Below are 12690 nucleotides of genomic sequence, written 5' to 3' on the forward strand. Positions count from 1 at the left end.
CGCCGACGCCTCTGGACCGGCCGGGAACCACATTCTGGCACCGGCCGGTCTCCGCGCGGGCGGAGCGCTCACCGGCCTCGGGTGCCGGAGTCGCGGTAGTCGGTGTAGGTGTAGGGATTGTCCAGCACCTTGGACTCGGGGATGTCGGGGTTCATCCCCTCGGACCAGGCCTCCTCCCCGACCGAGGCGCGCAGGTGCTCGACGGTGGACTCCACGCCGCGGCGCACGGCCGCCAGGTCCACGCCCACCAGCCGGTGCTCGTGCTTGACCACCCGGCCGTCCACCAGGACCGTGTGCACGTCGGCGCGCTGGGCCTGGAGGGCGATGTGGCCGTAGGGGTTGAGCAGGGGGAAGGACACGGGCGAGTCGTCGTTGCGGATCAGCACGAGGTCGGCCTTGGCGCCGGGCGCGACCCGGCCCAGGTCGTCGCGGCCCAGGGCGGCGGCCCCGCCCCGGGTGGCCCACTCCACCACCTGGTCGGCGCGCAGGGCGCTGTGGGTGACGGTGTCGCTGCGCCCGTGCGCCTCCTGGTGCTCGCGGGCCCGGTCGGCGCCCAGGGTGGCGCGCATGGCGCTGAACAGGTCCCCGCTCTGCCACACGCTGCTGTCCACCGACAGCGACACCGGGATGCCGTGCGCGCGCATCGCCCAGGTGGGCGGGTACCCCTGACCGGCGCTCTGTTCGCTCTCGGTGGAGACCGAGACCGAACCGCCGGTGGCGGCGATGCGCTGGTAGGAGTCCGCGGACAGGGAGGCGCCGTGCACGTACACCGTCTCGGGCCCCATGAAGCCGTGCTCGTGCATGAGCCGGACGCCGTCGTCGCCCGTGGCGCCCCACACCCCGGCGTGGGTGGTGACGGCCAGCCCCAGATCGCGGGCGGCCTCGAAGGCGGGCCTCTCGGGGAACTCCGGGTCACCGGTGACGTCGAAGGCGATCTGGAGGCCCAGCATGTCGTTGCCCCGGTGGCGTTCGACGAAGGCGCGCAGTTCGGGGCTGGTGGCCCACTCGGCGGGCGCCCGCTGGATGTTGCCGTAGGCCAGGACGTGGCGGCCGGGGACCGAGAGCAGGGCGTCGGCGGCCGCGTCGGCGTGTTCGGGGGTCTGGAGGCCGTGCGACCAGTCCACGACGGTGGTCACCCCGGCCTCCAGGGCCTCCACGGCGGCGAGAGTGTTCCCCGCGTGCACGTCGACGGGGCGGAACCGCGTGCCGTGTTCGAGGTAGTACCAGACGAAGTACTGGGCGAGGGTCCAGTCGGCCCCGTAGCCGCGCATGGCGGTCTGCCACATGTGGCGGTGGGTGTCGATCATGCCGGGCATGACCAGGCCGCCGGAGGCGTCGATCTCCGCGGTGCCGTCGGGCACCGGCAGGCGCGGCCCCACGGCGGCCACGCGGTCGTCGACGACCAGGACGTCGGTGTCGGTCAGGACCGTGCGCGCGTCGTCCATGGGCAGCACCGTGCCGCCGCGCAGCACCACCGGTCGGCCCTGGAAGGACTCGTTCGGTCTGTTCAAGGAGGGCTCCTTCGCCGTGTGCCCCTCGCGGACCGGTCCGGGCCTTTGCCGCCGCGGCGGAGGCCCGCCGAGCGGTCGTGCGGCGGGCACGCCCTCGGCGGCCGCCGGTGGCGGGAGGAAGTGGGACGGACCGGTGCGGCCCGGCCTGTGGGGACGGCCGGGCGCCCGGAGGGGCGGGATGCGTGTGTTCTCCCACTGTGTCACTTCTGGTGATCGCGGGGTGCCGGAGTCCGTTCGGGCGCGGACGGACCGCGGGCCCGCCGGGGAGAGAGGGAGAAAGTCCCCGGACATGGCTGTGGCCCGCGTCCCCCAACGCGGGCCACAGCGGGCGCGGCCAGGATGCACTGAGTGCGGTCTGGCCGCTGGGAAGGCGGATGTAGCGACTGAGTACGTGCCGGAAACCCCCATTGCCGACACGAGCGCTGACATCCGCGCATGGATTGTGGTGTGCGCCTCACAGGACCTGCGGGTTGGGTGCGGGTGGCGGGGATCGGGGTCGGTCTGGGGCGCTTCACCTGTAAGAACGCTTCGTCTGTATGGGGTGTTCCCGCTGGACGGACCGATTTTCGAATCGTCCGGTAAAAAGCGGGTGCGGAATGTCCCCGCTCTTCCTAAGCTCCTGACCACGCACTACCCAAGGAGGCGGTTCCCATGCCCGCGACCCTCACCCTGTGGCGGCCCACCGGGCCCGCGGAACTCGCCCTGGTCGGGGATTCGGGTTGGCGGGAGTGGCCGCCGCGCCTTCCTGAGCAGCCGATCTTCTACCCCGTGCTCAACGAGGACTACGCGGTGCGCATCGCCCGCGAGTGGAACCTGCCACGCGACGGCGAGGGGCACGTCACACGCTTTCGCGTGGACGCGGACTTCGCCTCCCGCTATCCGGTGCGGCAGGCCGGCGGGCGCACGATCCTGGAGCTGTGGGTGCCCGCAGGGGAGCTGGCCGCGTTCAACGCCCACATCGTCGGTCCGATCGAGCTGGTGCGCTCCTTCCTGCCCGAGCACCCCGAGGGCGTGGTCCCCGCCTGAGCGGGCCGTCGCCGGACCGAAGCGGCGCACGGCTGACCGCCGGGGCGGTCCCGCCGGAGGGGACCGCCCCGGCGCGGAGGCCCTTCGCGGCCGTGCGCCCGGAGCTTCGTGCGCCCGGAGCTTCAGGCCCGGGGGTCGGTGACGACGAGCAGGTCGGGGTCGACGTCGGTGAGGGCGGTCATGACGTCGCCGAGCGCGTCGGCGAGCACCACGGGGTCGCGGTCTGTCCGGTCTCGGTCCTGGTGGGGAAGGCGGCGTCGGGGATCGAGGGTGGTGGCCATGGGGCTGCGGGCGCGCGGGCCGGGGGTGTGCGCCCTCCTCCTTCGCGTGTTCAGCCGTTCCGGTCGCCGTGACGCCCGGTGACCGTGCCGTTGTCGGCTTTTCCAGGGATACCAGGGGAGAGTGACATTCGGTGGATACGGAGCGTGCCTGTGGATGAACGCGGGCCCACCGGGCGTCGCGCGCGGGGAATGCGGGGCGGCGTCGGGGCGTTCCGCATGATAGTTTAATCGGAAACTACTTCTTTGGAAGATACCTAGGGGAGCGGGCCATGCAGTTCGGAATCTTCTCGGTGAGCGACGTGACCACCGACCCCACCACCGGCCGTACGCCGACCGAGGCCGAGCGCGTCAAGGCGATGGTGACCATCGCGCTCAAGGCCGAGGAGGTCGGCCTGGACGTCTTCGCCACCGGCGAGCACCACAACCCGCCGTTCGTGGCCTCCTCACCCACCACGATGCTCGGCTACATCGCGGCCCGGACGGACAGGCTCGTCCTGTCCACCTCCACCACGCTGATCACCACCAACGACCCGGTCAAGATCGCCGAGGACTTCGCCATGCTCCAGCACCTGGCCGAGGGCCGGGTGGACCTGATGATGGGCCGCGGCAACACCGGCCCCGTCTACCCCTGGTTCGGCCAGGACATCCGCCAGGGCATCCCGCTGGCACTGGAGAACTACAACCTGCTCCACCGGCTCTGGCGCGAGGACGTGGTGGACTGGGAGGGCGAGTTCCGCACCCCGCTGCAGGGCTTCACCTCCACCCCCCGACCCCTGGACGGCGTGCCCCCGTTCGTCTGGCACGGCTCCATCCGCAGTCCCGAGATCGCCGAGCAGGCCGCCTACTACGGGGACGGCTTCTTCCACAACAACATCTTCTGGCCCGCCACGCACACCAAGAAGCTCATCTCGCTCTACCGCCGCCGCTTCGAGCACTACGGGCACGGCAGAGCCGAGCAGGCCATCGTCGGCCTGGGCGGACAGGTGTTCATGCGCAAGAACTCCCAGGACGCGGTGAAGGAGTTCCGCCCCTACTTCGACAACGCGCCGGTCTACGGCGGCGGCCCCTCCCTGGAGGAGTTCACCCGCGAGACCCCGCTGACCGTCGGCAGCCCGCAGGAGGTCATCGACCGCACGCTGACCTTCCGCGACAGCTTCGGCCACTACCAGCGCCAGCTCTTCCTCATGGACCACGCGGGCCTGCCGCTCAAGACGGTCCTGGAGCAGCTGGACCTGCTCGGCGAGGAGGTCGTTCCGGTGCTGCGCAAGGAGTTCGCGGCCGGGCGGCCCGCGCACGTGCCCGACGCGCCCACCCACGCCTCGCTGCTCGCCGCCAAGGGGGAGGCGGCCACCGCTCCCGGCGGGGACGGCCAGAGGTAGGACGACCACTCCGGCCCGGGCCGCGGACGCGAGTACGTCCGCGGCCCGGGCCCCGCCGTGTCAGGGACCCGGGCGCGGCTGGACGCTGACGGCAGGCCCTAGCCGACCGGCTCCTCGGTCCGCGGGGTACGGACCCCGTCCTCGTCCGGGGACGGGCGCGCAACGACGATCCCCTGCTCGACCGCCATGTCGCGCAGCAGCGGGTGCGTGGTCCACAGCGTCGGCAGCATGATCAGGCCGACGGGCACCGCGGTCACAACGATGAAGGACTGCAGCGCCTGGATCCCGCCGTCCCCGACCAGCAGCAGCGCGACGGCGGCCAGGCCCATCCCCACGCACCAGAACGCGCGGACCAGGCCCGAGGGCTCGCCCTCGTGCATGCTGGAGACCGAGATGGCGTAGGACATCGAGTCGAGCGTGGACGCCAGGAAGATCAGCGCGACGATCACCGTCAGCACGCCCAGCACCGCCGTCAGCGGCAGCGCCTCCAAGATGGCCAGCGCAGCGGCGGGCAGTCCGTCTCGGGCGTAGGGGCCCGTGATGACCCCCGGGTCCTGCTTCTCCAGCCAGATGCCGGTGCCGCCCAGCGCGGTGAACCAGATCGTGGTCACCACCGTGGGCAGCACCGTCGCCCCGACGTAGATGTCGCGCACGGTGCGGCCCCGGGAGATGCGGGCGAAGAAGATCGCCATCATCGGACCGAAGCCCAGGAACCAGCCGAAGAAGAATAGGGTCCAGTACCCGAGCCACTGCTCGTCGCCCGTGTACAGGGCCATGGGCAGGAATTCCTGCGTGTGCACTACGCTCGCCTGGATGTAGAGGTCCGCGACGAAGGGCAGCGACCCCATGCCGAGGACGGCCAGGATGAGGACCAGCGCCACCCAGACGTTGGCCCGGCTCAGCAGCTGGATGCCCTTGTGGATCCCGCTCAGCACAGACACCGCGGACACCACGGTCAGGCCCAGGATGATCAGCGCCTGGACGGCGTAGGTGTCGGGCAGCCCGAAGAGCCGACTGCAGATGTAGGAGATCTGGAGGCCCAGGAAGCCGATGGGCCCCACGGTTCCGGCCACCACGGCGAGCACGCAGCTGATGTCGACGACAGTGCCGATCCAGTGCGTACGAACACGCTCGCCCATGAGCGGCCACAGCAGGGTGCGCGGGCGCAGCGGCATGCCCTTCTCGACCCCGCGCATCATGACCAGGGTGGCCAGTGCACCGCCGATCGCCCAGCCGATGAAGCCCCAGTGCACGAAGCTCTGCGCCATCGCGACGGCGGCGGCGGAGCCCTCGTCCACCTGGTCGGCGTACTGCGGTGGAGGGGAGGAGTAGTGGGCGATGGGCTCGGCCGCCGCCCAGAACACCCCTCCGGCGGCGAGCAGGGTGGTGGTGATCATCGCGACCCAGGTGAACCGGTTGAACTCGGGCTTGCCGGAGCCCCCCATGCGCACCCGGCCGTAGCGGGAGAAGGCCAGGACGGTGATGACGACGAAGGTGGCCAGCATCAGCAGTTGCCAGTAGGCGCCGAACCAGCGCGCGGACCAGGTGAAAGCCGTGTCCACGACGGTCCCGACCGCACCGGGCGAGACGAGGGCGGCCGTGACGAAGACGGTCATGAAGACGCCGGACACGCCCATGACCCAGAAGTCGGTACGTCTGCCTCGCGCGGACGCGCGTGAGCGCAGAGTGGAGAACATGGAGTAGAGGAAGCCCCTCGAATGGAAGCACCGGCCGGGACGCGCCGCAGCCGGTATCTGAAGCTCCATGCGCTGTGCGCGCGTGGCGGCCGCCGGGAACGACCGCCCGGTCTCACGGCCAGCGCGGCAGGCGCGGCATGGAGTGGGGCGGAGCGTCGAACGCAGCCCTGCCCGGTCGCCGACGGGCACTGACGGCGGGGAACGAGGGGGAAGAGCTGTCCCCGGGTCCCACCGCGGGCGGCGCGACGACGACGTTCCACCCTATCGCAGGCCACGGCGTGTGCCCGTGTGAGGGTAAACACTGCTGACGGGTCGCCGGGAGCGGTCCTGGCCTCTCGGGGCTCGGGAACCGTCCGCGCCGGGTCGGCGTGCGGCCGTCCGGACGCCGACCCGGCACTGACTGCGACAATAAGGACATGTCGCCCATTTCTCCGCTCCCGGAGCGTACCGGCAGCGCATCGACCGGGACGGCCGCGCCCTCCGGGGAGGGCGCGGGCCTGGGGGCCTGGCGGCGCGAGCCGAGCACCCTGGTGCGGAGGGCCGCCCCGCTTCCGGAGGGGGCCGCGGCGCCCTTCGTGATCATCGCTGAGTCCCACGCGCCGGGCGCCCCCGCGGAGTGGGAGCCGCACGCGCATCCCGCGCACGAACTGGTGTGGGTGCGCTGCGGGGCGCTGACCTCCCGCGTCGGCGACCGCGTCTTCACCGTCTCCGAGGGGTGCGGGCTGTGGGTGCCCGCGGGGGAGGTGCACGCCGGTCGGCTGACGGCCGGGGCCGAACTCCACACCGCCTTCTTCGCCCCGGACCGCACGCCGGTCGCCTTCGAGGGACCCACGGCCATCGCGATGACCCCGGTCCTGGAGTCGCTGCTGATGCGCCTGGCCCGCACCGACCTGGACGCCGGGGCGCGCTCGCGAGCGGAGGCGGTCGTGTTCGACGTGCTGGAGCCGTCGCTGCCCCAGCTCGCGCTGCGCCTGCCCGGCGAGGCCCGGGCCGACGTGATCGCCGAAGCCCTGTTGCGCGACCCCGCCGACGACCGCTCCCTGGAGGATTGGGCACGCGACCTGGGAGTCAGCCCCCGCACGGTCAGCCGGGCCTTCCGCGCCGCCACCGGGCTCTCGTTCGCGCAGTGGCGGCAGTCGCTGCGCATCCACCGGGCGCTCATGCTGCTCGGCGAGGGGCGCGAGGTGCAGGACGCCGCCGAACTCCTCGGATACGCCCAGACCAGCACCTTCATCGACGCCTTCCGGCGCGTGATGGGCGCCACCCCCGGGACGTACTTCGGCTCTTCCCGGGCGGCCGTTGACCGGAACTCCGTATCGGGTGTCCGAAAGTCCTGATTGCAGCCACGGAGCGGCCGAATCTATTCTGAGTGAGTGAAGGCTAACCTAATCTCCCGATCGGGTGCCCGTGCTCGTGTCCGGCCGTATCCGCTGGTCGGACAGTGTCCGCACGCGCTCCGCGCAGTGCCGCGTCCGTCCTCCGCCACGGCCGCCGCTGTCCCGGCACGCCCGGCGTGCCCAGCGCCGTGACTCGCGCGCACGCCCTGCGCGGGGACCGGCTGGTCCTGAGCTACGGCGGCTCCACGGTCGTCCACGGGGCCTCGCTGGTCCTGGAGGCCGGGCGCGTGACCGCGCTGGTGGGACCCAACGGCAGCGGCAAGTCCACGCTCCTGCGCTCGCTCGCCCGACTGCACCGCATCGACGGCGGACACGTCACGCTCGGCGGCGGGGGCGGGCGGCCCGAACGCCCGGCGTCCCTGCTCAGCGCACGCCGGTTCGCCCGGGAGGTCACCCTGTTCGCCCAGGCCCGGCCCACGCCGGAGGGCCTGGCGGTCAGGGACGTCGTCGCGTTCGGACGCCACCCCTACCGGCGCGGCCTCGCGGGGCTCTCCGAGCAGGACCGGCGCGCCGTCGAGAACGCGATGGACGCCACCGGCGTGCGGGACATGGCCGACCGGGCGGCCGGACAGCTCTCCGGCGGAGAGATGCAGCGCGTCTGGCTCGCCACCTGCCTGGCCCAGGACACCGGCGTCGTGCTGCTGGACGAGCCCACCAACCACCTGGACCTGCGCTACCAGGTCGAGACCCTCGACCTGATCCGCGACCTCGCCGAGGACCACGGGGCCGCCGTCGGCGTCGTGCTGCACGACCTCGACCACGCCGCGCGCGTCGCGGACACGCTGCTGCTGCTGAGCGCCGGACGCGTCCACTCCGCGGGCGACCCGGCCGAGGTCCTCACCAGTCGAAACCTCAGCGAGGTCTACGGCATCCGGGTCGAGGTCGCCCACGACCCCCGGACCGGCCGCCTGCGCATCGACCCGGTGGGCCGCCACACGGCCCGTCCCCGGTCCGCGGACGCGGACCACCCGAACACCGCAGAACAGAACAGAGAGAACCACCGATGACCCGTCTCCCCCGCCTCGCGACCGCGGCCTGCGCCGCCCTCGCCCTCGCCGTCACAGGATGCGGCACCACCAGCGTCGAGGAGGCCGAGACCGGCGGCGTCGCCGCACCCGCCTCCGAGAGCTGCGCCGAGGACACCACGACCACGTCCACGGACCCGGTGTCGCTGACCGACGGTGTCGGCCGACAGGTCGAGCTCGACCAGCCCGCCGAGCGCATCGCCGTCCTGGAGTGGCAGCAGGTCGAGGACGCGCTCACCCTGTGCGTCACCCCCGTGGCGGTCTCCGACACCGAGGGCTACAGCACCTGGGTGAGCGCGGAGGAGCTGCCCGAGGGCGTGACCGACATCGGCAACCGCGAGGAGCCCGACCTCGACACCCTGTACGCGCAGAACCCCGACCTGGTCATCGTCGAGGCCTTCAGCGCCGACGACGAGATCATCGCGCAACTGGAGGAGCGAGGGGTGCCCGTCCTCGTCACGCTGGGCGCCGACCCGGCCGACCCCGTCGGGAACATGCGGCGCGTCTTCCAGATGATCGGCGAGGCGACGGGGCGCACCGAGCGCGCCGACCAGGTGATCGGGGAGTTCGACGCCCACCTCGCCGAGGCCAAGGATCGGGTGGCTTCCGCCGACCTGCCGACGAAGGACTTCCTGTACTTCGACGGGTGGCTCCAGGGCGGCAACCTCACCATCCGCCCCTACGGCGAGGGCGCGTTGTTCACCGCCCTCGGCGAGGAGCTCGGGATGACCCCGGTCTGGACCGACGAGATCAACGAGGCCTACGGGGACGGCGGCGTCAACCCCTCCTACGGCCTGGCGCAGACCGACGTCGAGGGACTCACCGCCGTGGGCGGGGCCAACCTCTTCTACGCCAACGACGAGGGCGTCGGCGGCTACGTGGAGGCGCTGGAGGAGAACCCGATCTGGAACTCCCTCCCGGCCGTGGAGGAGAACCGGGCCCACGCCTTCCCCCCGCGGATCTGGGGCGCGGGCGGCCCGCGCTCGACCGCCCAGGCGGTCGACGCCTTCGCCGACGCGATCACGCAGTAATGAGCGGTTCGCTCCAAGCCCCGCCCCGGAGGTCCCCGCTGCCGCGCGTCGGCGCGCGCGGCGGCGCCGCCGGGGCGGCGGCCCTCGCGGGACTGGTCGCCGCGATCCTCGCGGTGGCCGTGTGGCACCTCACCCAGGGAACCTCCGGCGTGGGGTGGTGGGACCTGGTGCGCTACGCGGCCGGGGAGCGGGAGGCCGTCGACGGGGTTCCGGTCGGCGACGTGCTGGCCGGATCGCGGCTTCCGCGCCTGTTCGCCGGTGTGGCCGTGGGCTTCGCCCTCGGCGTCGCCGGGGCGCTGCTGCAGTCGGTCACGCGCAACGCGCTCGCCTCTCCCGACACGCTCGCGGTCACGGCGGGGTCCTACCTGGCCCTGACCCTGGTCGCCGCGTTCGGGTTCGCCGTCCCGCTGTGGGCCTCCGGCCTGGTGTCCTTCACCGGAGGGCTGCTGGCCGCCGCGCTCGTGCTGGCACTGGCGGGCAACGCCGCCGGAACGGCCACGACGCGGCTGATCCTGGCCGGTTCGGCGACCGCGATGGCCCTGGACGCGGCGACCGCGATGCTGCTGATCCTGTTCAAGGAGAACACCACCGGCCTCTTCGCCTGGGGGAGCGGCTCCCTGGCCCAGCTCAACATCGACGCGTCCCTGCGCGCGATGCCGCTCATCGCGGCCGTGCTGGGCGCTGCGCTGCTGCTGAGCCGAAGGCTGGACGTGCTGGGCCTGGGCGACGACACCGCGGCCTCGCTCGGCGTGCCCCTGCGCTCGACCCGGACCGCCGCGGTGCTCTGCGCCGTGCTCCTCACCGGAGCGGCGGTGACGCTGGCCGGTCCGATCGCCTTCGTCGGTCTGGGCGCGCCCGTGCTGGCGCGCCTGCTCGCCGGGCGGATCCGGCCGCTGCGCAGGCACCTGCTGCTCGTCACCGCCTCCGGTCTCCTGGGCGCCCTCCTGATCCTGCTCGCGGACGCCGGGCTGCGCGCGCTGCTCGGCGCCGAGGGCGCCGCCTCGATCCCCACGGGAGTGCCCACATCCGTGCTCGGCGGCCTGCTCATCGTGGTCTTGGCCCTGCGCCTGCGCGACGCGGGCCCGGTGCGCCGACCGCCGGGCGCGCGGGCCGGACCGCGCACGCGGCGGCGCTTCCTCGGCGTCCTGCTGGTCGCGGCGGCCCTGCTCGTCTCGGCGGCGCTCGTGGGCCTGCTCGCGGGCAGCCTGTGGCTGCGCACGGGCGACATCGCCCTGTGGCTCCAGGGGGTCGCGCCGGACCTGATCGGCCGGTCCCTGGACGAACGGTTCCCACGGGTAGCCGCCGCCGTGCTCGCCGGAGCGGCGCTGGCCCTGGCCGGAAGCGCCGTCCAGAGCACCGTGCGCAACCCGCTCGCGGAGCCCGGACTGCTGGGCATCACCGCCGGAGCCGGGCTGGGGGCGGTGATCGTGGTGACCGCCAGCCCCGGCAGCGGCCTGCCGTCGCTGGTCACCATGTCGGTCCTCACGGGCCTGGCCACGTTCGCGCTGATCGCCGCACTGGCCTGGAGGGGCGCGCTGCGTCCGGACCGGTTCGTGCTGATCGGCATCGGGTGCGGGTACAGCCTGAGCGCGGTCACGACGTTCCTGCTCCTGCGCGCCGACCCCTGGCAGACCCCGCGCATCTTCACGTGGCTGTCCGGCACGACCTACGGGCGCACCCTGCCGGAGGTCGTGCCGGTCGCGGTGGCGCTCGTGCTGGCGGCGCCGCTGATGCTCGGCATGGCCCGCCACCTCGACCTGATCGCCGTGGACGAGGACACGCCGCGCATCCTCGGGATGCGGGTGGAGCGGATGCGGCTGGTGCTGCTCACCGCCGCCGCGGTCCTGGCCGCCGTCAGCGTGGTCGCGGTCGGGGTCGTCGGCTTCGTCGGGCTCGTGGCGCCCCACCTGGCCCGCGCGCTGGTCGGCGCCCGGCACGGACGCAGCGTTCCGGTCGCGATGCTGCTGGGCGCGCTGCTGGTCTGCGTGGCGGACACCCTGGGCCGCACGCTGCTGGCCCCGGCCCAGCTGCCGGCCGGTCTCATGATCGCCCTTGTCGGCGCCCCCTACCTCGTCTGGCTGCTGCGCCGCTCCCGCGCGTGAACCGCCGATCCCCTCTGATCCGCACCAGGAGTACCCGATGCCGTCCCACAGCACCGACGCGCCCGTCCCGGTAGTCGTCCCCTTCGACCCGGCCGCCGTGCCCGCGCCGCTGGCCCGGATCGCCCCCGGCCCGGTGCTCGAACGCTGGGTAGCCGTCGACCGCTCGGCCCACGCGCCCGAGATCGTGGCCGTCCCCGACGGGGCGGGGGAGGGCTGGGCCGCCGCCGCGCTGGTGACGGCGCGCCCGCGCACGGCCTACGCCAAGATCGTCGACACCGTCGGCGACGTGCCCGCCGCCGCGGCGGCGGTCCTGGCCCACGCGCGGGGCCGGGGGCTCGTGCAGGTCAAGTGGGAGGGGTGGACGGTCGGCGCGGAGGAGGCCTCCGCAGCCGGTTTCGCGCCGCTGGAGGCCCCGCGCGGGGAGGACGGGGACGGGAACCGTCCGCCCGCCGGTCACGTGCGGTGGCTGGGGGAGGGTCCGGCTGAGGCGGAGCCGCCGTACCACCGCCAGTCCACGAACTTCACGTGCGGTGCCGTCACCGCCCTGGTCGCGCAGGTGCTGGCCGGGGCGGTGCCCCGCGGGTCCCTGGACCGCCCGGCGGAGCTGACGCTGTGGCGCGACGCGACGAACTTCCCCGCCTGCGAGCCCGTCGGGCTGGGCGTGGCCGTGCGCCGGGCGTGGCCGTCGTCGCCCGTCACGGTGTTCCTCGACGTGGACCGGCCGGTCATGCTCGACTCCTACGCCGGGGACGAGAGGGAGTGGCGCGCCGTCCTCCAGCGCGCGTCGCGGGAGGACGCGGCGCGGGCCGGGGTCCCGGTGGATCCGCGCCGCCTGTCCACGGCCGACATCCGCGACGCGATCGGCCGGGGGGAGCGCGTCCTGCTGCTGGTCTCCCTGGCCGCGATGCAGGGCTTCGACGTGCCGCACTGGGTGCTCTGCCACGGGGCCGTGCCGGGCGCGCTCGTGGTCGAGGACCCCTGGACCAACGGCGCCACGGGCGACACCTGGGTCGACGCCCACCTGCTGCCCGTGTCCGACGCCGCGCTCGACGCGATGTCCTCGCTGGAGCGGGACGGTTACCGCGGCGCCGTGGGCATCGCGGAGCCGGAGGGCGGGGAGCCGCCGCGCCGTCCCTGAGAGCGTCCCGGGCCCGTGGGCCGGTTCGCACCGGTCAGGCCGGTGGCCGTCCAGGTCCGTCCGGTGGCCGCCGAGGCCGCCGACTCTGGGAAAGTGGGGACGG

General features: G+C 73.4%; 10 protein-coding genes. 7 read left to right on the forward strand and 3 right to left on the reverse strand.

Annotated elements, in window-relative coordinates; all coding sequences use genetic code 11:
- Window positions 1–68: 68 nt before the first annotated feature.
- The gene (locus KGD83_RS13180; protein ID WP_212644039.1) at window positions 69–1511 is read right to left on the reverse strand and encodes an amidohydrolase family protein; all 1443 of its coding nucleotides are present in this window, start codon (window positions 1509–1511) and stop codon (window positions 69–71) included.
- A 651-nt stretch (window positions 1512–2162) separates the two neighbouring features.
- Here KGD83_RS13180 and KGD83_RS13185 point away from each other — a divergent pair.
- A complete protein-coding gene (locus KGD83_RS13185; protein ID WP_212644040.1) occupies window positions 2163–2537 on the forward strand; it encodes an ADP-ribosylation/crystallin J1 in 375 nt (124 codons plus the stop codon).
- A gap of 122 nt (window positions 2538–2659) precedes the next feature.
- On the opposite strand, the gene KGD83_RS13190 is transcribed toward KGD83_RS13185, so the two are convergent.
- Window positions 2660–2818: a hypothetical protein gene (locus KGD83_RS13190; protein ID WP_013153496.1), complete on the reverse strand. Its 159-nt coding sequence runs from the start codon at window positions 2816–2818 to the stop codon at window positions 2660–2662.
- 269 nt (window positions 2819–3087) lie between these two features.
- Here KGD83_RS13190 and KGD83_RS13195 point away from each other — a divergent pair, with 269 nt between their 5' ends.
- Entirely contained in the window at window positions 3088–4197 is a 1110-nt protein-coding gene (locus tag KGD83_RS13195; protein WP_212644041.1) for an LLM class flavin-dependent oxidoreductase, read from the forward strand.
- A 98-nt stretch (window positions 4198–4295) separates the two neighbouring features.
- Here the strand turns inward: KGD83_RS13195 and KGD83_RS13200 are convergent, their stop codons facing one another.
- Entirely contained in the window at window positions 4296–5894 is a 1599-nt protein-coding gene (locus tag KGD83_RS13200; RefSeq protein ID WP_212644042.1) for a BCCT family transporter, read from the reverse strand.
- Between the two features lie 416 nt (window positions 5895–6310).
- Here KGD83_RS13200 and KGD83_RS13205 point away from each other — a divergent pair, with 416 nt between their 5' ends.
- The 5 genes from KGD83_RS13205 (at window position 6311) to KGD83_RS13225 (ending at window position 12587) form a co-directional block, all read left to right on the forward strand.
- Window positions 6311–7231: a helix-turn-helix domain-containing protein gene (locus tag KGD83_RS13205; protein ID WP_212644043.1), complete on the forward strand. Its 921-nt coding sequence runs from the start codon at window positions 6311–6313 to the stop codon at window positions 7229–7231.
- Window positions 7232–7419: 188 nt separating this feature from the next.
- Window positions 7420–8298 (forward strand): ABC transporter ATP-binding protein, encoded by an 879-nt coding sequence (locus KGD83_RS13210; protein ID WP_212644044.1) that lies wholly within the window; start codon window positions 7420–7422, stop codon window positions 8296–8298.
- Window positions 8295–9347, forward strand: a complete 1053-nt coding sequence (locus KGD83_RS13215) for an iron-siderophore ABC transporter substrate-binding protein (protein ID WP_212644045.1) — start codon at window positions 8295–8297, stop codon at window positions 9345–9347. Before KGD83_RS13210 ends, KGD83_RS13215 begins: the two co-directional genes overlap by 4 nt.
- Entirely contained in the window at window positions 9347–11449 is a 2103-nt protein-coding gene (locus tag KGD83_RS13220; protein ID WP_212644046.1) for an iron ABC transporter permease, read from the forward strand. The genes KGD83_RS13215 and KGD83_RS13220 overlap by 1 nt, the downstream gene beginning before the upstream one ends.
- 37 nt (window positions 11450–11486) lie before the next feature.
- A complete protein-coding gene (locus KGD83_RS13225; RefSeq protein ID WP_212644047.1) occupies window positions 11487–12587 on the forward strand; it encodes a peptidase C39 family protein in 1101 nt (366 codons plus the stop codon).
- The last annotated feature ends 103 nt before the right edge of the window (window positions 12588–12690 follow it).

It is taken from the genome of Nocardiopsis akebiae (assembly GCF_018316795.1).
Lineage (GTDB): Bacteria > Actinomycetota > Actinomycetes > Streptosporangiales > Streptosporangiaceae > Nocardiopsis > Nocardiopsis dassonvillei.

What these genes read in the sequence shown, in the direction of transcription:
- KGD83_RS13185 (WP_212644040.1), top strand. Translation starts at nt 2,163, where the DNA reads ATGCCCGCGACCCTCACCCTGTGGCGGCCCACCGGGCCCGCGGAACTC.
- KGD83_RS13190 (WP_013153496.1), bottom strand. Translation starts at nt 2,818, where the DNA reads ATGGCCACCACCCTCGATCCCCGACGCCGCCTTCCCCACCAGGACCGA.
- KGD83_RS13195 (WP_212644041.1), top strand. Translation starts at nt 3,088, where the DNA reads ATGCAGTTCGGAATCTTCTCGGTGAGCGACGTGACCACCGACCCCACC.
- KGD83_RS13200 (WP_212644042.1), bottom strand. Translation starts at nt 5,894, where the DNA reads ATGTTCTCCACTCTGCGCTCACGCGCGTCCGCGCGAGGCAGACGTACC.
- KGD83_RS13205 (WP_212644043.1), top strand. Translation starts at nt 6,311, where the DNA reads ATGTCGCCCATTTCTCCGCTCCCGGAGCGTACCGGCAGCGCATCGACC.
- KGD83_RS13215 (WP_212644045.1), top strand. Translation starts at nt 8,295, where the DNA reads ATGACCCGTCTCCCCCGCCTCGCGACCGCGGCCTGCGCCGCCCTCGCC.
- KGD83_RS13220 (WP_212644046.1), top strand. Translation starts at nt 9,347, where the DNA reads ATGAGCGGTTCGCTCCAAGCCCCGCCCCGGAGGTCCCCGCTGCCGCGC.
- KGD83_RS13225 (WP_212644047.1), top strand. Translation starts at nt 11,487, where the DNA reads ATGCCGTCCCACAGCACCGACGCGCCCGTCCCGGTAGTCGTCCCCTTC.